The organism is Microbulbifer sp. GL-2 (assembly GCF_007183175.1).
In the GTDB taxonomy this organism is placed as follows: Bacteria; Pseudomonadota; Gammaproteobacteria; order Pseudomonadales; family Cellvibrionaceae; genus Microbulbifer.
This window is the reverse complement of sequence record NZ_AP019807.1, coordinates 2378312-2402527: the sequence shown is the minus strand read 5'-3', so window position 1 is coordinate 2402527 and position 24216 is coordinate 2378312. Positions and strand designations below refer to the sequence as shown.

The window sequence follows — 24216 nt, the reverse complement described above, 5'->3', positions numbered from 1 at the left end:
CAAATGCAGTCCGGCTTACCAAGTTCCCGATGAACCCGGGTCAGCTATTGCCTACCCGCTCAACCACAGTGGAAATCTGTTGTGCCAGTTGCTCGACCAGAGCGCTGTCGCGCCCTTCAACCATCACACGAATTAACGGCTCAGTACCAGATGGGCGCAACAAAACACGCCCGCTGTCAGCGAGTTGACTCTCGGCCTCACTGACAGCTGCCATCACATCCTGGTGCTCAAGCACACCATCCCTATGCCCAAGTCGCACATTAATCATGTGCTGGGGTAGCATTGTCATACGCTTCTTGAGTTGATGCAAAGGTTCATCAAATTCGCACAGGGCTCTCAGCACCTGGAGCGCAGCAACGATACCATCTCCAGTGGTGGAGGCGTCAGCACAGATAATATGGCCGGAAGACTCTCCGCCGAGCATCCAGTCATTTGCAGACATTCTCTCCAGAACATAGCGATCACCAACTTTGGCTCGCTCAAATGGGATATTGCGCTCTCTCAATGCCAGCTCGAAGCCATAATTGCTCATCAGCGTGCCGACCACACCTTTACAGCCACCGAGAAACTCTTGCTGATGCAAACCGATAATAAAGAGCAGCTGATCGCCATCAACAAGTTCGCCATTGCTATCCACAAACAGCACTCGATCACCATCGCCATCAAATGCAATACCCAGGTCCGCGCCCTGCTCAATAACCGCTTGCTGCAACTGTTGCGGTTTGGTGGAGCCGCACTCCAGGTTGATATTCATCCCATCTGGACTGACTCCCAAGGCTGTGACCTCAGCCCCTAACTCGCGGAATACTTTGGGGGCAATATGGTATGTGGCCCCATTGGCACAGTCCAATACGACTTTGAGCCCATCCAGGGAGAAGTTCCAAGGGGTAGAGGCCTTGCTGAATTCGATATAGCGTGCAGCCGCATCATCGATACGGTGGGCCTTGCCTAGATCCACCGAAGTCTCCATAGGCAAATTCAGCGCCGCTTCTATTTCCAACTCAACTTGGTCGGGTAGCTTGCTGCCCTCAGCACTAAAAAATTTAATGCCGTTATCGTGATAGGGATTATGAGAGGCACTGATCACAATACCTGCCCGCGCATGAAAGGTGCGAGTCAGGTAGGCAATTGCAGGGGTTGGCATGGGGCCAAGCAGTCCTACATCTACGCCGGCATTAATCAAACCTGCCTCCAGGGCGGCCTCAAACATATAACCAGAGACCCGGGTATCCTTACCTATCAGGATGCGAGGCCTCCCAGGACGATTTCCCCCAGCCTTTTTCCCCAGCACTTTGCCTGCTGCATATCCCAGTCGCAGCATAAAATCCGGAGTAATAGCACCTTCGCCTACACGCCCACGAATACCGTCAGTGCCAAAAAATTTTCTTTCCATAACTCTTCCCAGTAACGTTTTACACCGCTTATTTTCATTTTGTGAAAATGCAGGAGTCTCCCAGCGGCTCGGGATAACTGCTACAGGAGAATTAGTTAGTTATCGCAATCAATCATTTGTCGCAAACGCAAGACATCAACCGTCTCTGCAACATCATGGGCCCGCAGGATGCTTGCTCCACGTTGCGCGGCCATCATGGCCAGCGCCAGGCTCCCAGACAATCTCTCACCCACTTCACGTTGTAACAGTCGCCCAATCATAGACTTGCGTGATAATCCTGCCAATATAGGCATATTGAAAGAGGCCAGCTGCGACAAACCACGCAACAACGCCAGGTTATGCTCATCTGTCTTGCCGAAGCCGAAGCCCGGATCGAGGATCAATCGCTCGCGCGCAATTCCCTGTCCCTCGCACGCTGCGACTCTCTGCTCCAGGTAAGCAGCCACTTCTTCCACCACATTCATATAGGAGGGCGCTTTCTGCATGCTGCCTGGCTGCCCTTGCATATGCATCAGACAAACGGGTAATCCCGTTTGCTCAGCAGCCTCCAAGGCACCTGGACGTTCCAGGGCGCGGACATCATTAATCAGGCCAGCTCCTGCCGCTGCCGCAATATGCATTACAGCCGGGGAGCTGGTATCGACAGAGACAATCGCCCCAAAGTTCGAGCAGATAGCTTCCACTACCGGGATAACGCGGTCCAGCTCCTCCTGCTCCGATACCGGACACGCCCCAGGGCGGGTGGATTCGCCACCTACATCGAGTATCGCGGCACCTTCGCCCAACATCTGCTCAGCTCGGCGCAGAACCAGAGATAAGTCCAGGCTTCCCGCAGCATAGTAACTGCCGCCATCCGAGAAAGAGTCCGGTGTCGTGTTCAAAACCCCCATCACAACAGGCTGAGACAGATCCAGAGGTTGTTTTCCACAGGTAATTTTCATGTGCAGCAATAAAAAAACGGAATGTCAGGACGGAATAAGCGAGAGCCTTATCACCGACCGGGCATTCCGTTTGTTATGTCCTAGTAATCCTTTTTTAGAGCTCAGTGCTCATTCAGTGGGCCGCCCACGGTGTTACTCTTGTCGGCTTCGGTAGAAGTTTCATTTGTCTCGGTATCAGTTTCGCCTGTGGAGCTGTTACCACCGGAGCCAAAATTATTGTCCTGCCAGTCTTTAGGCTGACGAACCTTACGTCTCGCCATCAGGTCATCAACCTGCTCGGCATCCAGGGTTTCATACTCCATCAGCGCATCTTTCATCGCCTCAAGAATATCCCTGTTTTCCTCCAGCAGCTTGCTGGCACGGTCATAGCAGTTATCGATGATACGGCGCACTTCTGCTTCGATCTCATAAGTGGTCTTACCAGACACCGGGTTACCCTGTCCGGGCTGTCCACTCTCATCCTCACCGTAATGTAACGGGCCCAACTTCTCCGACAGCCCCCATTTGGCCACCATATTGCGTGCCAGATCGGTAGCTCGCTCAATATCGTTGGAGGCTCCAGTGGTGACTCCATCAATGCCCAAGGTCATTTCCTCGGCAATACGACCACCAAACAGGGAGCACAGCTGCGATTCAATCGCACGCTTGGAAATACTGTACTTGTCTTCCTCCGGCAGGAACTGGGTAACACCAAGGGCGCGACCACGAGGAATAATGGTCACTTTATGCACTGGATCGTGTTCCGGCACCAAGCGGCCGATAATCGCGTGACCCGCTTCGTGATAGGCAGTATTCACCTTTTCCTTTTCATTCATGACCATGGACTTACGTTCCGCACCCATCATGATCTTGTCACGGGCACGTTCAAACTCTTCCATGGTAACGGTGCGCCGATTAGCGCGTGCTGCAAATAAGGCCGCCTCATTTACCAGGTTGGCCAGATCGGCACCGGAGAAACCGGGTGTTCCACGGGCAATAGTTTGGGCGTTAATTTTATCGTCCAGGGGCACCTTGCGCATGTGCACCTTAAGGATCTGCTCACGCCCACGAATATCCGGCAAGCCGACAAACACTTGACGGTCAAAACGACCAGGACGCAAAAGGGCATGGTCGAGAACATCCGGGCGGTTGGTGGCGGCAATTACAATCACCCCTTCATTGCCCTCAAAACCGTCCATTTCCACCAGTAGCTGGTTCAGCGTCTGTTCGCGCTCATCGTGACCACCGCCCACACCGGCACCCCGGTGACGGCCAACGGCGTCAATCTCGTCGATAAAGATAATGCAGGGAGCCTGTTTTTTGGCTTGCTCAAACATATCACGCACGCGGGAAGCACCCACACCAACAAACATCTCTACAAAATCAGAACCTGAGATAGAGAAGAAGGGCACCTTTGCTTCACCGGCAATGGCCTTGGCCAGCAGGGTCTTACCGGTGCCGGGAGGTCCACACATCAGCACACCGCGGGGAATATTACCTCCCAGACGCTGGAACTTGGTGGGGTCTCGCAGAAACTCTACCAGTTCCTGCACCTCTTCCTTAGCTTCATCCACACCTGCAACATCGGCAAAGGTGGTCTTGATCTGGTCTTCACCCAGCAGGCGCGCCTTGCTCTTGCCAAATGCCATGGGCCCGGATCGCCCTCCGGCACCGCCCTGCATCTGGCGCATAAAGAACATAAACACGGCGATGATGATCAGGATTGGGAAGCTGGCCACCAGCAGTTGCTGCCAGATACTGGGGGACTCCGGCTCACGACCAACGAACTGCACATTGCTGCGCACCAGTTCGTTAGTGAGTTCATCATCAATTATTTGTGGCTGGATAGTCTTAAAGCGGTTGCCATCCGCCTTCTCCCCGGTGATCACCAGGCCATCTACAACCACACTCTTTATCTGGCCCGACTGCACATCCTGAACAAAGTCGGAATAGCTGAGAGCCTCATCCCGTGACTGCGGTTTGAAATTCTGAAATACCATCAGCAGCACCGCCGCGATGATTAACCACAGTACAAGGTTCTTTGCCATATCATTCAAAGGGATAGCCCTCTCGCTTTCGCACTCAAAATCCGTTCATCCGGCAACGCCGGTCGCACCTATACTGGTTCAAACCAGTATAGGTGCGGGGGTCAACAGCCCTGCCCCCGATCTTGGTATCGCTTATACCATATCGGGCGCCCAGACCAGAAATACACCGCTAGCCTTAACTGCCCTTAAAGCCTCGCGCTACCAAGTAGACCTCGCGAGAGCGGGGTCTGGAAGCGCCGGGTTTACGGGTCACAACACTGTTGTAGCTACCGCGCAAATCGCGAATCAGCTCGTCAAAACCCTCGCCCTGGAACACCTTGGCAACAAAGGCCCCGCCCGGTTTCAGAACCTGGCGAGCCATATCCACAGCCAGTTCCACCAAATACATGGAGGCGGGCTGATCCACATCGCGTATTCCACTCATATTGGGGGCCATATCTGAAATCACAAGGTCTGCCAGATCATCACCTAAGTGTTGCAGCAGCTCATTGAGCACTGACTCCTCGGTAAAGTCGCCCTGTACAAAGTCCACTCCCGCCAAAGGGTCCATAGGCAATATGTCAGACGCCAAAACCCGGCCTTTGTGCCCCACCAGCTCCATTGCGACCTGGGACCAGCCACCCGGCGCCGCCCCCAGGTCGACAACAGTCATGCCTGGTTTGAACAAGCGGTCCTTATTTTGGAGCTCCTGCAGCTTGTAGCTGGCACGGGAGCGGTAGCCCTCTTTTTGAGACTGTTTGACGTATTGGTCATTAAAATGTTCACGCAACCAGCGGTGGCTGCTCTTAGATCGGCCCATCAGGTACAATGCCTACAATCACTACAGCTTAATTATAAGAGCGGCCACAGACCGCGAATGTCCCAAACGTCCGCTGGCGACAATCGAGGTCTGTGGCCGCTCCCACATCGATATCCACAAAGTGGTAATGGAGTATTGTATGCCTTTAACCGCCGACCGCAAAAAAGCTCTTCGCTCTCTCGGTCACAATCTGAAACCTGTCGTGACCGTAGCTGGCAATGGGCTGAGCGAGGGCGTGATGGAAGAACTGGAGCGAGCACTTGAAGACCACGAGCTGATCAAGGTCAAATTAATGATTGCCGACCGCGAAGTTCGTCACCAGATTGTGGGGGAACTCTGTAAGAAATCCTCCTCGGAACTGGTGCAAGAGATTGGCAAGATTGCATTGATTTACCGTGCGGCGCAGAAGCCCGACATCAAGAAGTCAAACTTATTGCGTTGAGAAAATAGGGGAGCGGTTTTATCCCCTCCCCATAAGTCCAATTCTCAGTCTTGGCCTGCTGGAACACACTTGGCCTCCAGCGCCCAGCGCGGCCCATCTGGCAATCGCGCCAACCAGCAGCGATCCCCCTCCCAAAAAAGCTTAAACTTTATTGGTCGCCCCATATCACGGCCAATGAGCCTCATCTGGCGCGGCGTCTTGTCAAAAACCAACAGGCTATTTTCTAAAAACACATTGGGACTGAGATGAATTTCTATCCCTCCCATTGCCTCAGAAACAACCCGCTGCACTTCACTGCGGGACTGAGGTTCCGAATCGGCGAGTAGCGCGGGTTGTAGCAGCTCTAAAGATGTCTGTTGAGCTCCACAACCAGCCCCCATCATGGCCATAAAAATTAAGCTGATCTTTGTAAGCACCTTCACTCTTATTTCACCATTATCCGGCTACTGCGATATATTGGTTTCGGAATGCGTACATTTGGTTCAAGACCCTGCTCACTTATACCCGAGTCGGAAAAAGCCTTAATCTCAAAGCTTCCACACTCTCCAGTCTCGATATAGTTTAGAGCCGTGGCAAAACGTGCTTCATTGGTTTCACCCAATAAATGATTAAAGTCATCACCCACTTCACAGCCAGGCAATTCCGCTCCGGTATGGGACGTACCGCCAGGGAAAAAGCCATCAGTATACTCGCCAAAACCTTTGGCATTTGAACCGGCAAACTGAATTGTAAAATAGGTAGTACCGCAATTATCAAGATCGTAAAAACCATAGGGCTTGCCACAGGTGGCTCCACCAATCTGAATAACCTCAATATCTATTCCACGTAACCCATTGATAATGGCTTCACTGGAGGAGCAGGTATTTCCGCCAGTCAAAACAAAAAGACGTGTCAAGTTGAGAGTTGGCAACGACTCGCCCTCTAGAGAATCATCTGTAATACCTACCGCGGTGGTATGAAAGGGGGTTGGTGCAACTGATTCTCCAGTAACCGGGTTTATCTCCGGATGCTTATCATTAAAGCGTATATTTTCAAAGGGCTGACCGACACTCACATCGCCAGCAATCATATAGGCCAGCTCTGCAGCAAGATCCAAATAACCACCCCGGTTGTAACGAAGATCCAAAACAAGCTCATCAATATTTTGAGGCACAAGATCTCTAACTTCAGTGATCAACTGACCTTCCGCTCTGCCGAGATGGTCATTAAACAGGATATAGCCTACTTTGCGACCAGAATTTGTAGTCTCAACCTTAACGTGCTGTACAGGATCTGACTCAACCAATTTTGAGGCTAAGGTGACCTCTACAGTTTCAGTAGCACCTAGAGGCAAAATTTCGAATGTATGAACCTCATCAGGCTCGGACGGCCACATACCATTATTTAACGTGTCGACATCCTCACCATAAGCCAAGTCGATACCATCCACGCTGATAACCTTTGCACCACGAGTAATTGTATTCGGCAAATTTTCATCATCTTCAATATCTAGATAAGCGACAACAGCTTCACGTGGCAATTCATCTGGTGCAGACAGCAACCCCCACTGGATTCCGTATCCGATCTCTTTTTCTGATCGTAACATTTCAGTAGATTCGGAAAAATGAAAACGATCTTTGGCGCTGCCTGAAGGGGTTGTAGCATTTGTTTTCAATAGCTCAAAGTAAGCGATAGAATCTGTAAAGCCAGAGGGGTCCCTATCTTCAATTTCGTCATACCAAAGATAGAGTTCATTACTCATTGAACGCAGCCAGTTATTTTCATCTTCCCGCGTTCCCAGCCGATCAATAAATAATTCACCGGTGTCTGGATCAATACCACTTCTTGGTGAAACACATCTGCCCATAAAGGTCGAAGACGGCAAAAAATTATCCTTTACCCATGAACCCTGAGTATCATCTACAGAAGCATCATCACTACCGCCACCGGAACCACAAGCTGCAAGAGCAATTACGCCAATGGTAATCAGCCCCTGTAGCATAAGTTTGTCAAAACGGGTCCCCATCCCCCATCTCCTTTATTTTTTGTTAAATACTGTAAAGGTGTGGAGGTTACCACTATTGAAAAATGCTTGCGATAGTCAAAGAAGCTTGAAAAGTCCTACTTCCAACACACAACAATCGGGCCTGTAACGCCTGATACCAATTTGGTATAAACGCCCCAGGCCCGTATTGTGAAGCTACCAAAAGATTGGTCATCAAGCACAATTAATTACTCGCCAACCTTCCCAAGCACTCCCTGAAGGCTATCCTTGGCATCTCCAAACAGCATACGTGCGTTTTCCTTATAAAACAGAGGATTGGCAACACCCGCATAGCCAGAGGCCATGGAACGCTTAAGTACCACTACCTTGCGGGCTTTCCAAACTTCAAGAACAGGCATGCCGGCAATGGGCGAGTTAGGCTTTTCTACAGCATCAGGGTTTACTGTATCGTTCGCACCTATAACCAGAACCAGATCTGTATTGGGGAAATCCGGATTGATTTCATCCATCTCCATTACTATGTCATAGGGCACATTAGCCTCTGCGAGTAAAACGTTCATATGTCCGGGGAGGCGCCCCGCTACCGGGTGGATACCAAAACGTACCGTTTTACCCATCTTTCGCAGACGATCAGTCAGGTCACTAACGGCTTGCTGAGCATGGGCAACGGCCATACCAAATCCCGGTACGATGATAATGCTATCGGCCGCATTGAGATCATCCGCAAGTTCCTGTTGATCTATGGCGATAACCTCGCCATCAACTTCCTCATCAGAGACCTCACCACCATCGGAACCGAAACCACCGAGAATCACACTGATAAAAGATCGATTCATACCGCGGCACATAATATAACTAAGGATGGCACCGGAAGAGCCCACTAGGGCACCAACAACTATCAACAGATCATTGCCCAGCATAAATCCGGTTGCCGCAGCAGCCCAACCGGAATAGCTGTTGAGCATTGAAATGACCACTGGCATATCAGCACCGCCAATAGCGGCTACAAGGTGAATACCTAATAGCAGCGCAATCGCCGTCATCAGTAGCAGATTGATAACCGTACCAGCGTGCACATCTGCGGGTACGAATAATACGCCCAATACAATACAGGCCAGAATAGCAATCAGGTTCAACCAGTGACGCGCGGGCAACATTAGAGGTTTACCCGAAACAAGTCCCTGCAATTTACAAAAGGCAACCAGGGAACCGGTGAGAGTAATTGCCCCAATAAAAACCCCGAGATAAATCTCAGTACTGTGCACAACATGAGCTGCACCATGCAGCGTGATACGTGGATCGAGGAAACCGCCCCAACCGATCAAAACCGCTGCGAGACCGACAAAGCTGTGCAGCAGCGCCACCATTTGTGGCATCTGGGTCATGGCGACACGTTTGGCCAGTGACAACCCGATCACTGCACCAACAACCATGGCTATAGCCACCATCCAATAGGCTCCGGCAGCCACACCCGCGATTGTAGCGACTATGGCAACAGCCATACCCACCATGCCGTAGATATTTCCCCTGCGTGCAGTCTCATGGCTTGACAGGCCACCGAGGCTCAAAATAAACATCACCGCAGAGAAGAGATAGGCCATTGCAATCATACCGTTCATCACACACTTCTCCTTTAGCGGCGAAACATTTTCAGCATGCGGTAGGTTACAAAGAAACCACCGAATACATTAATACTGGCTACCAGCACCCCGACAAAAGCGAGCAGGGTCACCAACCCGGAACCGGTTACCCCCAGCTGCACCAGTGCACCCACAATTACAATCCCGGATATAGCATTGGTCACACTCATCAATGGTGTGTGCAGCGCATGGGTGACATTCCAGATCACCTGCCAGCCGATAAAAACTGCCAACACAAATACCGTAAAATGAGAAACGAAATCTGGCGGCGCAACCCGTCCCAACCAGAGAAGCAAAACCGCAGCGATGGCCCAAAAAACAAAAATTGACAGGGGAGACTTCCGCTTTTCAGCCTTCTTCTCAACAATAACTTTGGCTTGCTCAGCAACCTTACTATCAGTTTTTGGCTGCACAGAAATTTTAGGTGCAGGTGGCGGCCAGGTGACTTCCCCGGATTTAACCACTGTTGCACCGCGAATCACTTCATCATCAAAGTTCAGGTCCACCTCTCCATCTTTTTTCGGGGTCAACTCTCCGAGCAAATGGGCTAAATTGGTGGAATACAACCTTGAGGACTGAGTGGCTGCACGGCTCGGTAGATTGGTATAACCAATAATAGTGACACCACTATGCTCAACCTTTTCATTCGGTACCGTATAATCACAGTTCCCACCCATTTCCGCTGCCAGGTCCACCACTACCGCTCCTTTCGGCATACTGTCAACCATATCGGAAAGCCACAGTTTAGGGGCTGGCTTACCAGGAATCAGAGCTGTGGTAATAACAATATCCACTTCTTTGGCTTGAGCGCGAAACAACGCCATTTCCGCCTCGATAAACTCCTTGGACATTTCTTTGGCGTATCCACCGGAGCCGGAACCCTCTTCCTCTATTTCCACGGTGAGAAATTCCGCTCCCATGGATTCCACCTGCTCGCGTACTTCCGCACGAGTATCAAAGGCCCGCACAATTGCACCCATACTTTTAGCGGTACCAATTGCAGAGAGGCCAGCCACACCAGCACCAATTACAAGTACTTTTGCGGGTGGGATTTTTCCGGCAGCGGTAATCTGCCCAGTAAAGAAACGGCCAAAGTTATGCGCGGCTTCTATTACCGCGCGATAACCGGCGATATTGGCCATGGAGCTGAGTGCATCCATCTTTTGTGCGCGAGAGATTCTGGGTACGGATTCAACCGCTAACGCATTGATTTTCCGTTCAGCAAGTTTTTGCAGAAGCTCGGCATTTTGTGCCGGTTTCAGAAAGGCAATCAGCGTGGTTCCTTCAGGAATAAGTGCCAACTCTGGGTCAGTGGGGGCTTGTACTTTCAGCACTACCCCCGCGTCAGCCAGGCACTTTTGTATATCCTCATGAATTTCTGCACCGGCTTCAGCATAAGCTTCATCGGTAAAGCGGGCCTTTTCACCAGCCCCCCTCTCCACCGCTACGGAAAACCCCAAATCGCGTAAACGTTTTACACTATCGGGAGTTCCCGCAACACGTGCCTCCCCCTCCGCGGTCTCTCTCGGTATGGCTATTATCACCGCCCTGCCCCTCTTAGTTTGTATTATGAACTTACAGCTACATCTACCTCGAAAAGTATTGGATTGCCCAATTTATAGACAGATCGAGTGTAAACGCCGTAACGGGGGATGAAAAGAGGAAGAGCCTGATAGTGGTAATTGGTGAAATTAATAAGACTATCTGTTCGGGTTGATATAGAGAGAGGGCCAATTGGAAAAAGGGTGAAATTTCTCAATTGCAATTTTATTTAACCCGTAGGACCATAAATTATCAAAAATACTACCCCTTAATAGTTGAACAAAAACTGCTCTATTAAAAGAGTTTTAATTCACTTGCTCGACTCCTATTTAGAGCTTGGCAGCCTAACCAATCACCTGGACCTCATCCCCAAAAGAGCAAAATAGCCTTTACTGACAATTTTTCATGGAAGAATTTTCATCCTGACAACCCCCCAAGGTATTCGATTTTTATCCAAACCCATCTTAATGGCGGGACAATCATCCTGAAAAGCAGGAAAGATAGTGACAGAAAGCCTTAAAGTATCTATTCATCGAAAGTAAATTTTCTAAAACCAAAAAAAATCACACTCACTTTCCAGTAATTTCCACAAAAGCCCCCCACTTGTGCAAAAAAAGCATTATCCGCAGAATATCGCACCAGGAAATAGCAGTGGAAATCCCCCACACTTCATGGAAATAGAAGAATATATTTTGTTTATCCCTCCTTGCGCACTTGGCATAACTATTGATTGACACTTGGAAAAGTGCCTGCAAATCATTAAATGAGTGCCGCAATAGACAGTGACTAATGTAAGCCCAGGTATCATGCTGGTCGATGACCATCCCGAGCGCTCTCAACAGGTTTGTGAGCGGCTACGTGCAGCCGGCTATACCGTTCTCGCCAATATCAATAGTGCTGAAGGTTTACTTTTCCAGGTAGAGAAATACCGCCCCGATGTCGTATTGATCGATATTGAATCTCCAGACAGGGACATCCTGGAAAGTCTGGCAATCGTCAATCGCGAGGCGCCTACACCTGTCGCCATGTTTTCCAGTCGTTGTAATGCAGAATTTATCAGCCGCGCAGTTGAGTCTGGGGTAAGCGCCTATATGGTCGAAGGCATTACAGCGGAGAGGGTGGCGCCAGCTATAGAAATTGCCATGGCGCAATTTAAGAATTTTCAGCAACTACGCAAATCTCTCGAGCGAACCAAACAACAGTTAACAGACCGAAAAACCATTGAGCGGGCCAAAGGATTACTAATGGCCAAGAAAAAGCTCAATGAAGAAGATGCACATAAGATCCTGCGCAATCTTGCAATGAGTACCAACTCCACCATCCGCACAGTAGCAGAACAAATTATTCACCATTTCCAGAGCGAGCAATAAATTACCGATGTCACCATCTCTACGCCCGGAAAAAAGCTCCATTAATTTACTCTACCTGCGCCTGACTGACAGTGCGCCCCTGATTGTCGCCAAGGAAAAAGGCTACTTTCAACTGTTTGGCCTGGATGTACAGCTGCAAAGGGAAACCTCCTGGGCAACACTGCGCGACAAGCTGATCGGAGGTAAAGCCGACGCGGCCGCCATGCTTGCACCCATGCCTCTGACTCTCACGCAGGCCCTACCCAATTGCCATGAGCAGTTACTGAGTGGGCTTATTCTCAGTTCCAATGGTAATGCCATTACCCTCTCGGAAGACCTATTCCGGCGCTTGCAAAATTATAGTGAAGGCGAGTCACAAGCTGATATTGCCGCAGCACTCAAACAATACCTGCAGGAGAACCCTGCCTCCACACCGGTGCGGCTTGCCAGCGTTTACCCTTTTTCCAGCCACAGTCTGCAGCTACGACACTGGCTGCGCTCAGCCAACATAGACCCTGACAGAGATATACAGCTAATAGTGCTGCCTCCGGAGCAGATGCTGGAAAATTTACACAATGGCACCATTGACGGCTGCTGCGTGGGAGAACCCTGGAACACCCTCGCCGCTCACAAAGGTACCGGTGTGATTACTGCTGCCTGCAATAGCCTGCTTCCAGCAATGCCGGAAAAAGTCCTCGCGGTTACTGAAAACTGGCACCAAAATCATCCTTCGACTCACCTTGCCCTGCGTGCAGCCCTATTGCAAGCCTGTACCTGGCTCGCTGCACGTGGAAATCGGCGCATCGCCGCCAGCCTGCTATCGCAGAAACAATATCTGGACCTGCCGGAGACCCTGCTACAGCTCTCCCTCAGCGACCAGACACTTTTGCGCAGGGGTTCAGCAATTATTGCCAACCCCGGGTGGCATCTCTTTGCCCATACAGATAACGACACTGGTCGCCCCTGCGCAGTTAAAGCGAAACAACTGTTGGAAATGTGTGCGGATTTCAGCGGAATTTCAACCGGGGCAGAAAAGGCTTTTCGTGCGGACCTCTACCGGCAAACAGTGGACTTCCTGCTCGCACAAAAATAATGGCACATTAATTGAATGGAAATAATTCGATGATGCAATTGACTTCCCTCAGGCGCATCAGCGCGGTGAAGCAGTTGTTCGCCGAACATCTCGGGCAACGAAGTCCATCGTCTGCAGCCGACCGGCTGCAGCTGTGGGCTTTTTTTATGCCTGCGGAATTAGCAAACAAAGGAAATGCGCATGTCCAGTGATTCACTCAACTTATTCTCGTTCCGCGGGAAGATAAAAATACTTCACCTAACCTGGGTAGCTTTTTTTATCACCTTCTTTGCCTGGTTTAACCATGCTCCCCTGCTGATGGCCATCGCCAAGAGTCTCGCCTTGACCCCAGATCAGGTTAAAACCTTACTGATTTTAAACGTGGCCTTAACAATCCCCGCTCGAATTGTAATCGGGATGCTAACCGACAAATATGGGCCGCGCCTAACCTACTCCCTGCTACTTGCAATCGGCAGTGTGCCCTGCTTTATTTTCGCTCTGGCAGAAAATTTTGTGCAGGCAGCAATTGGTCGTTTCCTGCTCGGGTTTATTGGCGCTGGGTTTGTGGTCGGAATTCGCATGGTGTCGGAATGGTTTCCCGCCCGTCAGCTGGGTACCGCCGAGGGTATTTATGGGGGATGGGGCAACTTTGGCTCCGCCGCAGCAGCCATGTCCTTACCAACAATCGCATTATTCTTCGGTGGTGACGACGGGTGGCGTTATGCCATTGGCCTGACCGGGATTATTGCTCTGGTTTACAGCGTAATTTATTACGTCTCTGTTACCGATACCCCCAAAGGTTCGACTTACTTCAAGCCAAAAAAAATAGGGGCCATGGAAGTCACCAGCCCTGGGGATTTCATACTGCTACTGGTTATGAAGGTCCCCATGTACGCAGCACTGGCTTTGCTTACCTGGAAGTTATCCACTGGAGTGGCACTGATTTCCAACTTTACTGCCAATCTGATTTATAGCGGCTTGGTGCTGCTCTATCTGCTGGATGCACGCAAAACTTACAGCATTAACCGAGAAGTATTTCAAAACCCACCAGCACAGATGCACCGCTATAAATTCAAGCAGGTTGCAGTTTTGAACTTACTCTATTTCGCCACCTTTGGCTCCGAGCTGGCGGTGGTCTCTATGCTGCCCCTGTTTTTCTCTGAGACCTTTACCCTGGATCCGGTCAAAGCCGGTCTGTTGGGCTCCGCCTACGCATTTATGAACCTGATGTCGCGTCCTGCAGGTGGACTGATTAGCGATCGATGGGGTCGCAAATCTACGCTATTAATACTTACCGCCGGGTTAGCCTTAGGTTACTTCATCATGAGCCTGATTGATGCAGAGTGGCCTCTGTACCTGGCTGTGGCCGCCGCTATGGCATGCTCGTTTTTCGTGCAGGCTGGCGAGGGCGCTGTATTTGCTGTTGTGCCCCTGATCAAGCGCCGCCTTACCGGTCAGATTGCAGGTATGACCGGTGCCTACGGTAATGTGGGAGCGGTTTTCTACCTCACGGTATTGAGCATGGTGTCCTACCAAACTTTCTTCCTGGTAATCTGTGTCACAGCGCTGCTCGGTTTCGCCGCACTATTAATGTTGGAGGAACCAGAAGGACAAATGGCAGAAGTACTCCCTGACGGCAGCGTATCCATGATCGATGTCGCTTGATCACGATATGATGATTACAGTGGGACCGAGTCCCGCTGCAGCCGATAGTTCTCCAGGGAATAAACAAGAGGCCCTGCAACTATTCAGTGCCTCTTGTCCCGGACACCGCCAGCACAACGATGATGCCTGCGCGGTGCAGCTTTCCCAAGGTGCTGAGTTGCAGCAACACGGCAGTCTCGCTGCAGTGGCCGATGGTGTCGCCAATGCTGAGGCCGGCGGCGAGGCTGCACGGGCTGCAATCAATGGTTTTTTTTCCGATTATTACAGCACCCCTGAAACCTGGGCGACAAAGCATGCTGTCGCACGTGTACTGCATTCCCTTAACAGCTGGCTGTTTCGGCAAAGTGGCGGTAGCACGGAAATTCGGCGGGGGTGGCTGACCACTTTTTCAGCGGTTATTTTCAAAGGCACCAGCGCCCACTTGGTACATATCGGTGACTCACGTATTTATCGTCTGCGCAATGGCAGTTTGGAGTGCCTGACACACGATCATAGCCACACCCTTGGCCCCAGGCGCACTTTTCTCAGTCGCGCATTGGGAATGGATGCCCATATTGATGTGGACTACCGCTGTGAAGCTTTAAAAGCCGGTGATATTTTTCTGCTCAGCAGTGACGGGATCCATGACTTTCTGCCTGAAAGCACTATCATCGAGCGATTAGTAAATTTCTGTGAATCCACACCCCAGCAGTTGATCGATGCAGCTTTGCAGGCAGGCTCTACCGATAACTTGAGTGCTGTAATTTGCCGGGTAAATTCTGTAGGCCTGCCCCAATGCGATGAACTGGCGATGCGCAATCGCGAGCTGCCGTTCGCCCCTGACTTGCGCCCCGGACAACTACTCGACAATTTCCAGGTTCTGCAGGAGCTACATGCCAGCAGTCGAAGCCACCTATACTTGGCGCGGGACCAGGAAACTGACGCGCTGCGAGTAATAAAAACCCCCTCTGTAAATTTTTGTGATGATCCCCTATACATTGAACGCTTTATCGCTGAAGAATGGACCGGACGACGAGTTTCCCATCCCGGGGTTATTAAGGTGTTCGCCCCCAGCTGCGAGCGACGCTGCTTATATCATGTACTCGAATACATCGAAGGGCAGACACTGCGTCAGTGGATGCAATTAAACCTGCAGCCGCAGATTCCCGAGGTTAGGGAACTGCTCGGCCAACTGGTAAGTGCACTGCGCAGCCTGCAACGCATGGAAATCGTACACGGCGATCTAAAGCCGGAGAATATTATGATGCGCAATGATGGCCGTCTTGTGATTATTGACCTCGGCGGAGCCGACGGTCCCGGTCTAAGGGAGCAACTGCACCTTTCTGGCGAATGCGTCCCCGGCAGCAAGAACTATGCGGCACCGGAATTCTTTTTTGGTGATAGTGCCAGTCATCGCTCGGATATCTTTTCCCTTGGGGTTATCGCTTACGAATTACTCACTGGTAAATACCCCTACCCCGAACGTCTCGGCAGTAATCACTATCGCCTAAAAAATTATAGCCAGATGCGCTTTACCAGAGCTTCGGCATATCGAAGCGATATTCCTCACTGGATCGACAGCGCCCTGCAAAAAGCCTGTACTGCAGACCCCAAAAAACGTTACAGCGCCCTATCGGAATTTGTACGGGATCTGCAAATCCCCAATCCGGAATTTAAAGTACCCCACAAGCGCCCACTGCTGGAGCGCGACCCTCTACTGTGTTGGCAGTTGTTGGCCTTGGCCCTGCTGCTTTCTCACCTGCTCTATTTCATCTAGCCATAGCATACAAGTTTTGAATAAGCACTTTCACAGCGCAGAAAAAAGCTTTCATGCACTAATTTGTCGCAATTATCGTAAAAAATCAGACCAAAGTAGCGACATTCCCATTAATAAAATTGGCATGGAGTTTGAATGTATTTAATTACCAAAAAAGATATTCCCAACTTTGAGGCAACGGCGCCTGTACTCTTCGGCAGAAGAGGAGATGCCCTTGCTTTTTTACCTGGGCCCACCCCTGCCGAAAAAAAAGACTTGAGACGGCAGGAAAGGTAAATGACGGAAAATTCAGAAAAACAAAAGCTGGTTGTAATTGGCAATGGCATGGTCGGGCACCACTTTCTCGAGCAGCTGGCCAGTCATCAACAAGCCCCAGATTTTGAAGTTACCATCTTCTGTGCAGAACCGAGACCCGCTTATGACCGGGTTCACCTGTCCGAGTATTTTGCAGGTCGCAACGCGGAAGACTTGTCCATTGGTAACCTGGAGCAGTACCGGCAATGGGGCTTTAAAATCCTGCTCAATGATCAGGTTGTAGAAATCAATCGGGAATATAAAGCCGTTATTGCCGCCAGTGGTATCTCCGTTTCTTACGACCGACTTATTCTCGCCACGGGCTCTTATCCATTTGTACCGCCAATTCCCGGACACAAGCATGAGCGTTGCTTTGTCTACCGTACAGTAGAAGACCTCGATGCAATTCGCACCGTCGCGACCACAGCTGAGACTGGTGTCGTGGTTGGAGGTGGCCTGCTCGGCCTTGAGGCTGCCAATGCCCTGAAAACTCTGGGACTTAAGGCACATGTAGTGGAGTTCGCCCCGGGGTTGATGGCCACCCAGCTCGATGACGGTGGTTCAAAACTATTGCGCGATAAAATTGAAGCAATGGGAGTTGATGTGCATACCAGTACTGCCACCGAACTGATAGAGGAAGTCGATGGCCGCCTGCGCATGTACTTTAAGGGGGGAGGGAACTCGCCACCGACATGATTGTGTTCTCCGCCGGTATACGCCCACAGGATACACTAGCCAAATCCGCCGGCTTAAAAATTGGCGAGCGCGGCGGTATTGTTATTGATAGCAGCTGCCGTACCTCTGACCCCGATATTTTTGCCATTGGCGAGTGCGCCCTATACCAACAACGGATCTATGGCTTGGTCGCCCCTGGATATAGCATGGCGCGCACCGCAGTCGCGCAGCTGGTTGGAGAGGAAGAGAGCTTTAATGGTGCGGACATGAGCACCAAATTAAAACTTCTGGGTGTCCAGGTCGGCTCTATCGGTGATGCCCATGGGCGCAGTGAAGGCGCCGCTGCTATCACTTTCGTGGATGAGCAAAGCGGCATTTATAAGCGCATGATCACCGACAGCGAAGGGAAAAAGCTGCTCGGTGCCGTGATGGTTGGCAATACCGATGATTACGATACCCTGCTGCAGTACCACCTGAATGATATTGAACTTCCGGAAAACCCAGAGCAATTGATTTTACCCGCGACCGATGGCGCCACACCCACATTGGGGGCCTCTGCCCTACCCGCATCTGCCACTGTGTGCTCTTGTCACAATGTGAGTAAAGGCCAGATCGTCGACATTGTCGCTGGAGGTTGTCATACCCTGGCGGAAGTTAAAGACGCAACCAAGGCTTCCACCGGTTGCGGTGGCTGTGCAGCACTGCTGAAAAATATTGTTGACGAGGAACTGGCCGCGCTGGGCATGGAAGTAAATAACCACCTCTGTGCGCATTTTCCCTTCTCCCGCCAGGAGTTGTTTCACATCATTCAGGTGGAAGAGATTAAAACCTTCGATGAGCTATTGGATAAACACGGTTCCGGTCATGGCTGCGAAGTTTGCAAACCCACAGTAGCCTCAGTGCTCGCCTCTCTGTGGAATGAGCACATCCTGGAACAGACCCATGTCGGCTTGCAAGATACTAACGACACCTTTATGGCGAATATGCAGAAAAATGGCAGTTATTCAGTAGTGCCGCGTATTCCCGGTGGAGAGATCACTCCAGAAAAACTGATTGTGATTGGTGAGGTGGCCAAACGCTATAACCTTTATACAAAAATTACCGGCGGCCAACGAATTGATTTATTTGGTGCACGCCTGGAGCAGCTGCCAGAGATATGGAGCGAGTTAATTGATGCCGGCTTCGAGACCGGTCATGCCTATGGAAAATCACTTCGCACCGTTAAATCCTGTGTCGGCAGTACCTGGTGTCGCTTTGGTGTACAGGACAGCGTTTCCATGGCACTGCTAGTGGAAAATCGTTACAAGGGCCTGCGTTCCCCGCACAAAATTAAAATGGCTGTATCGGGTTGTACCCGTGAGTGCGCTGAGGCACAAAGCAAAGATGTAGGGATTATCGCAACCGAAAAGGGCTGGAATCTATTTGTCTGTGGCAATGGCGGCATGCGCCCTCGTCATGCAGATCTTTTTGCCACTGACCTGGATGACGAAACCCTGGTTCGCTACATCGATCGCTTTCTGATGTTCTATGTACGCACCGCTGACAAGTTACAGCGCACTTCTGTATGGCTGGAAAATCTCGATGGCGGTCTCGAATACCTTCGCGAAGTCATTATCGATGACAAGCTAGGCATCTGCGCAGAGCTGGAGGCACAGATGGCACGCGTAGTTGACACCTACCAGTGCGAGTGGAAATCAGCGATCAATGATCCAGAAAAACTCAAACGTTTCCGCCAGTTTGTCAACAGTGACCAAACTGATGACAAAATTATTTTTGTCAAAGAGCGCGGACAACCGCGACCAGCGACCGTAGAGGAAATTGTAGAGACCGCAGAATCCGCTTAATCACCATACCGGCAGTACATTCTGTCGAGTTGCTACAAGCAAATATTCAATTTCAAATTCTTTCCAGCACCTGTGAGGAAATTATTATGAGCTCGGCCGCCCTGCAACAAAGTCGCTTGTGTTCAATTGCCATAACCCACCCCCAATGGTTACCAATCTGTCAGCGATCAGATTTGGTAAATAATTCCGGGGTGTGTGCCCTTTGGGGCGATACTTCCGCGTCCCCTGCGGAGACCATCAATAGAACCACTAAAACTATTGATCAAAAAAGTATCGCCCTGTTTTTTTTACCCAACCAGGAGCAACAGCTTTACGCCGTTGACAACTGGGACCCAATCGCACAAGCTGGCGTAATTGCACGAGGGATTATTGCAGAAATGGAAGGGGAATTAACCGTTGCTTCCCCACTCTACAAACACCATTTCCGCCTTAGCGATGGAGTCTGCATGGAAGACAGCAGTATCAGGCTTGCCACCTACCCACTGGCATTTAATGGGGATACGGTTTACATCGACTGCAATAAGATACAGTAATGGCAGTAAAGAATTTTTTGAGCGCGCGCCGCTCCTGCACCACCTGTCCCTATTGTGGAGTAGGCTGTGGAGTTACGGTCGACAAGGAAGAACGCGCGGAAAGTACTGCTATCTCAATTAGCGGTGATACCCAGCACCCCTCCAACTTTGGCAAACTGTGTGTCAAGGGCTCCGCGCTCGGGGAAACACTCGGTGAGCGCGGACGCCTGTTACGCCCTCGTATACATGGCGAGGAGTGTGACTGGGAAAGCGCAATGTCATTTGTGGCTGATGGCTTTGTAAATAACATTCGTGAATATGGGCCTGACTCTGTAGCATTTTACCTTTCCGGGCAGCTGTTAACCGAAGATTACTTCGTTGCCAATAAATTAATGAAAGGATTTATTGGCAGTGCCAATATTGATACCAATTCACGTCTGTGCATGTCCTCGGCGGTTGCCGGTTATAAGCGCGCATTCGGAGCCGACGCTGTACCCTGCTGTTACGGTGATCTGGAACATGCCGATCTCATCATATTAATTGGTTCCAACGCCGCCTGGACCCACCCTATCCTTTTCCAGCGTATGCAGGCGGGCAGTGCGAAATTAATTGTCATCGACCCTCGTGCCAGTGCCACCAGTGAGATGGCGGATCTACATCTGGCTATTACTCCGGGTAGTGACGCCGCACTGTTTACAGGCCTGCTCAATTTCCTTGCACAGCACAATCAACTTGACCATCAATATATCCAGCAGCACACTCAGGGTTTTGAAGATGCACTCGCCTCAGCCCAGCACTGGTCACTGCAACAAACCGCGCTTAACTGTGGAATATCCACAGAAAAACTGCTGACCTTCTTCCGGCTATTTTCTGAAACGGAAAAAACTGTCAGCTTTTATTCCCAGGGTATTAATCAATCCAGCAGCGGTACCGATAAAAATAACGCTATTATAAATTGCCACCTGGCTACAGGGCGTATCGGTAAACCGGGAACTGGCCCCTTTTCTATCACCGGGCAACCCAATGCCATGGGAGGACGCGAAGTGGGCGGTCTGGCCAATATGCTCGCCGCCCACATGGAATTTAATATGGATTCCATCGATCGAGTGGGGCGTTTCTGGAAAGCACCACAGGTCGCACTGACTCCCGGATTAAAAGCTGTAGATATGTTTCGTGCAGTAGAAAGTGGGCAGATTAAGGCTATCTGGATTATGGCCACTAATCCGGCAGTGAGTATGCCTGAGGCCGACCGCGTAGCTGAGGCTTTGCGCAAGTGTCCTCTGGTAATTGTCTCCGACTGCGTTGCCGATACCGATACCGCACGCTGCGCCGATGTATTACTACCTGCTACAGGATGGGGTGAGAAAAACGGCACAGTTACCAATGCAGAGCGGCGTATCTCACGGCAACGTCCATTCCAAGCCCCTCCCGGTGAGGCCCGCCACGACTGGCAGGCAATATGCGACTTGGCCAGTCGTCTGGGGTTTGCCGAACAGTTTAGTTATTCACATCCTGTGGATATTTTCCGAGAGCACGCACAACTGTCAGGTTTTGAAAATAATGGCAGTCGTGCCTTTGATATTTCTCTCTTTAATAATATCCAACGGACGGAATACGATAATTTTCAACCGATACAGTGGCCGGTTAATGAAGTGAATCCCAGTGGCAGTGTACGCCTGTTTGACGATGGAAATTTTTTTACCGAAAACGGGCGCGCTAATTTTGTCGCTATCACTCCCCGCGCTCCCGAGCAACACACCAGCAAAGGTTACCCTTTGTGGCTGAACAGTGGTCGCATGCGCGACCAGTGGCACACCATGACCCGCACCGGGCGCTCACGCAAATTACTCGATCATAGTGAAATTGCCGAGATCCAGATCAATCCGAGAGATGCACACGAATACGGAATTGAAGAGGGTGCCCTGGTAGCGTTACACAGCAAACAGGGAAGGATGTATGGCCGCGCAGCTCTCAACGGAGCGCAAAAGCACGGTGAGCTTTTTGCCCCCATTCACTGGAGCCAAACCCTGGCCCAGGAGGCCAAAGTCAGCGCCCTTACCGGAGCCGCAGTAGACCCCCTCTCCGGCCAGCCGGAATTCAAACAGGTTCCGGTTAAACTGCAGGCGCTGTCTTGCGCTAGTTATGCCACCCTAATCTGCCCCGACGCAATAGCAGAAACTCTTTGGCAGTGGCTGCAAACACATAGTGACGACAACCTGCAGCACTGGTACCGGGTACCCTGTGCGGGTGGCTACCGTTTCGAATTGGCTCTGCGCCTCCCTCTCGATGGCCGCAAGCTGGGAACAGAACTGTTGCAGGGTGTAGCGGATATTCACTGGCAGCAGATAGAGACATTATCAAACCGGCGCTGGCTGGCCTACAACAGCGAAATTCAATTGCTGGTGATTGCAAATAACGACAGGCAAAGTCTGCCAGATCGGCGCACCTTGGAGCGCTACCTGGAGATACAAATGCCACGGGTTCCGGCCCAACTGCTGCACGCAATTCCAGCGGGTGTGCGAATGGTCTGCACCTGTATGCAAATTTCACGACCGCAAATCGAAACGGCTATCAGCAACGGTATCAATTCCGTGGAAACTTTGGGCAGCGCGCTCGGTTGCGGTACTCGTTGCGGCTCCTGTAAACCGGAAATTGCTGCCCTGATACGTACCGCACGTGAAAATGTTTTCGCCGGGCAGTCTGTAGCCGCGGTAATGAAGACTGAGGTGGTCAGGCCTGCCAGGGATAAGCGTGAAGAGCTTGAAGATAATTATGCCACCGGTGCCTAAACCACAATTTCGCATAGCGGGGCGGCTATATCCGCCCACTACTGTTCCTACTACCCGACCTAACCGATACTTTTGAGTCAGGGTTTTGGCCGGCTACAGATTTTGCACAGCCAGTACCTGACAGTGCAACATCCTTTGTGACGCAGCAATCCCCTTCTCTGAACTATCCCGACTTTATTCCCCCCTACACTTAGCTCCGAAGTATCACCATTGGGATAAGCCACGATATTCAACCTCAATGTACAGAGCGAACTTCCATGTTCAAAATTGACCATATCGATCATGTGGTTCTACGTGTGACATCACTAAGTACTATGCGGGATTTTTATGAAGACATTCTAGGCTGCAAAATGGAGCGGGAAAATGACGACCTCGGCCTCTACCAGATGCGTGCGGGCAACTGCCTGATTGACCTGGTTACGGTGGATCACCCCATTGGCCTGGCGGGAGGTGCGGCTCCAGGAAAGGAAGGACGCAATTTGCATCACTTTTGCCTGCGTGTTGATCCATTCAACCCGAGGGAAATTCATAAGTACCTCAGCGAAAGAAGTATTGAGGCCTCTCCAGTGGAACAACGCTATGGTGCTGAAGGTATGGGACCCTCTATCTATATTTCTGATCCAGAAAACAATCTTATCGAGTTAAAAGGGCCACCAACTACCTAGGACACCTCTGCATAATTCCAAATATTATCAAGTCCGAAAAATGGAAAAGCTATGAAATCCGAAGTGATTGATTACACCGTCAACGGGGATTCCTTTAGAGGTTATCTCGCATGGGATGAAAACATTAGCGAGAAACGCCCGGGTATAATTTTGGTGCATGAGTGGTGGGGACATAACGCATTTGTACGGCAGCAGGCTGAAGAACTGGCCGAGCGAGGCTATAGCGCCTTTGCGATTGATATGTTCGGCACCGGCAAGCAAACAGACGACCCTGTAGAGGCACAGAAATTCCACGATGAAGCCCTAAAAAGCCCCGTAGTACTCGAAGCGCGTTTCCGCACGGCACTGTCGTTGCTGCAGCAACACTCCTGTGTCGACCCCCACCGTATTGCTGCGCAGGGATACTGCTTTGGGGGAGGAGTGGTCCTGACCATGGCACGACTCGGCCTTGAATTGCGTGGAGCTGTCAGTTTCCACGGTGCTCTGACCAGTGATGTTACCGCGGAAAAAGGCAAAATCCAGGCAGAGATACAGGTCTACACCGGCGGTGCCGATGCGATGATTCCACCGCAACAAGTCGGCGATTTTGTGAAGGAGATACAGGAAGCCGGTGCCAAATTAACACTTGTGAGCTACCCCGGTGTGAAGCACGGATTTACCAATCCTATCGCAACCGAACGGGGTGAGAAATTCGGCTTGCCGCTCGCGTATGATCAAGCAGCAGCACTGGATTCACAGCAGGGGGCTCTGGATTTTTATCAGAAAATTTTCAACTGATTCTTTAAGCCCGGTTACTGTCTTGCCGGGTTTAAATCATCCTGCTGATT

Annotated in this window: 19 protein-coding genes and 1 pseudogene; 12 read left to right on the top strand and 8 right to left on the bottom strand. The window is 50.8% G+C overall.

Going from position 1 to position 24216, the window contains the following annotated elements; genetic code table 11:
* Positions 1 to 40: 40 nt before the first annotated feature.
* From glmM to rlmE, 4 genes are all read right to left on the bottom strand, one after another.
* On the bottom strand, positions 41 to 1393 hold the full coding sequence (gene glmM / locus GL2_RS10415) for a phosphoglucosamine mutase (protein ID WP_143730595.1): 1353 nt from the start codon (positions 1391 to 1393) through the stop codon (positions 41 to 43).
* 95 nt (positions 1394 to 1488) lie between these two features.
* Positions 1489 to 2334 (bottom strand): dihydropteroate synthase, encoded by an 846-nt coding sequence (gene folP / locus GL2_RS10410; RefSeq protein ID WP_143730594.1) that lies wholly within the window; start codon positions 2332 to 2334, stop codon positions 1489 to 1491.
* Positions 2335 to 2435: 101 nt separating this feature from the next.
* A complete protein-coding gene (gene ftsH / locus GL2_RS10405) occupies positions 2436 to 4361 on the bottom strand; it encodes an ATP-dependent zinc metalloprotease FtsH (protein ID WP_143730593.1) in 1926 nt (641 codons plus the stop codon).
* A 175-nt stretch (positions 4362 to 4536) separates the two neighbouring features.
* Positions 4537 to 5160, bottom strand: coding sequence for a 23S rRNA (uridine(2552)-2'-O)-methyltransferase RlmE (rlmE, locus tag GL2_RS10400; protein WP_143730592.1), 624 nt, complete (start codon positions 5158 to 5160; stop codon positions 4537 to 4539).
* A 139-nt stretch (positions 5161 to 5299) separates the two neighbouring features.
* On the opposite strand from rlmE, the gene yhbY reads away from it, so the two are divergent.
* On the top strand, positions 5300 to 5602 hold the full coding sequence (gene yhbY / locus GL2_RS10395; protein WP_143730591.1) for a ribosome assembly RNA-binding protein YhbY: 303 nt from the start codon (positions 5300 to 5302) through the stop codon (positions 5600 to 5602).
* Positions 5603 to 5646: 44 nt separating this feature from the next.
* On the opposite strand, the gene GL2_RS10390 is transcribed toward yhbY, so the two are convergent.
* The 4 genes from GL2_RS10390 to GL2_RS10375 all read right to left on the bottom strand — a co-directional run bounded on the left by GL2_RS10390 (position 5647) and on the right by GL2_RS10375 (position 10770).
* The gene (locus tag GL2_RS10390) at positions 5647 to 6018 is read right to left on the bottom strand and encodes a hypothetical protein (protein ID WP_143730590.1); all 372 of its coding nucleotides are present in this window, start codon (positions 6016 to 6018) and stop codon (positions 5647 to 5649) included.
* 8 nt (positions 6019 to 6026) lie between these two features.
* Entirely contained in the window at positions 6027 to 7607 is a 1581-nt protein-coding gene (locus GL2_RS10385; protein WP_143730589.1) for a S41 family peptidase, read from the bottom strand.
* Positions 7608 to 7813: 206 nt separating this feature from the next.
* The gene (gene pntB, locus GL2_RS10380; RefSeq protein ID WP_172621116.1) at positions 7814 to 9205 is read right to left on the bottom strand and encodes a Re/Si-specific NAD(P)(+) transhydrogenase subunit beta; all 1392 of its coding nucleotides are present in this window, start codon (positions 9203 to 9205) and stop codon (positions 7814 to 7816) included.
* Positions 9206 to 9219: 14 nt separating this feature from the next.
* Complete coding sequence (locus GL2_RS10375; protein WP_143730587.1) at positions 9220 to 10770, bottom strand: Re/Si-specific NAD(P)(+) transhydrogenase subunit alpha; 1551 nt, start codon at positions 10768 to 10770, stop codon at positions 9220 to 9222.
* A gap of 780 nt (positions 10771 to 11550) precedes the next feature.
* On the opposite strand from GL2_RS10375, the gene GL2_RS10370 reads away from it, so the two are divergent.
* The 11 genes and pseudogenes from GL2_RS10370 to GL2_RS10330 all read left to right on the top strand — a co-directional run bounded on the left by GL2_RS10370 (position 11551) and on the right by GL2_RS10330 (position 24166).
* Positions 11551 to 12138, top strand: coding sequence for an ANTAR domain-containing response regulator (locus GL2_RS10370; protein WP_232053815.1), 588 nt, complete (start codon positions 11551 to 11553; stop codon positions 12136 to 12138).
* Between the two features lie 7 nt (positions 12139 to 12145).
* Complete coding sequence (locus tag GL2_RS10365) at positions 12146 to 13210, top strand: CmpA/NrtA family ABC transporter substrate-binding protein (RefSeq protein WP_143730586.1); 1065 nt, start codon at positions 12146 to 12148, stop codon at positions 13208 to 13210.
* A gap of 29 nt (positions 13211 to 13239) precedes the next feature.
* Complete coding sequence (locus GL2_RS21480) at positions 13240 to 13401, top strand: hypothetical protein (protein WP_172621115.1); 162 nt, start codon at positions 13240 to 13242, stop codon at positions 13399 to 13401.
* A complete protein-coding gene (locus GL2_RS10360; RefSeq protein ID WP_143730585.1) occupies positions 13391 to 14854 on the top strand; it encodes a NarK family nitrate/nitrite MFS transporter in 1464 nt (487 codons plus the stop codon). The genes GL2_RS21480 and GL2_RS10360 overlap by 11 nt, the downstream gene beginning before the upstream one ends.
* Before the next feature lie 7 nt (positions 14855 to 14861).
* The gene (locus tag GL2_RS10355; RefSeq protein ID WP_172621114.1) at positions 14862 to 16610 is read left to right on the top strand and encodes a bifunctional protein-serine/threonine kinase/phosphatase; all 1749 of its coding nucleotides are present in this window, start codon (positions 14862 to 14864) and stop codon (positions 16608 to 16610) included.
* A 135-nt stretch (positions 16611 to 16745) separates the two neighbouring features.
* The gene (locus GL2_RS21475; protein ID WP_172621113.1) at positions 16746 to 16886 is read left to right on the top strand and encodes a hypothetical protein; all 141 of its coding nucleotides are present in this window, start codon (positions 16746 to 16748) and stop codon (positions 16884 to 16886) included.
* Positions 16887 to 19423, top strand: a pseudogene (gene nirB / locus GL2_RS10350) (nitrite reductase large subunit NirB).
* Between the two features lie 86 nt (positions 19424 to 19509).
* Positions 19510 to 19956 (top strand): nitrite reductase small subunit NirD, encoded by a 447-nt coding sequence (gene nirD / locus GL2_RS10345; protein WP_143730583.1) that lies wholly within the window; start codon positions 19510 to 19512, stop codon positions 19954 to 19956.
* The gene (locus tag GL2_RS10340) at positions 19956 to 22724 is read left to right on the top strand and encodes a nitrate reductase (protein WP_143730582.1); all 2769 of its coding nucleotides are present in this window, start codon (positions 19956 to 19958) and stop codon (positions 22722 to 22724) included. Before nirD ends, GL2_RS10340 begins: the two co-directional genes overlap by 1 nt.
* 257 nt (positions 22725 to 22981) lie before the next feature.
* A complete protein-coding gene (locus GL2_RS10335) occupies positions 22982 to 23389 on the top strand; it encodes a VOC family protein (RefSeq protein WP_143730581.1) in 408 nt (135 codons plus the stop codon).
* A 51-nt stretch (positions 23390 to 23440) separates the two neighbouring features.
* Positions 23441 to 24166, top strand: a complete 726-nt coding sequence (locus GL2_RS10330) for a dienelactone hydrolase family protein (RefSeq protein ID WP_143730580.1) — start codon at positions 23441 to 23443, stop codon at positions 24164 to 24166.
* Positions 24167 to 24216 lie beyond the last annotated feature (50 nt).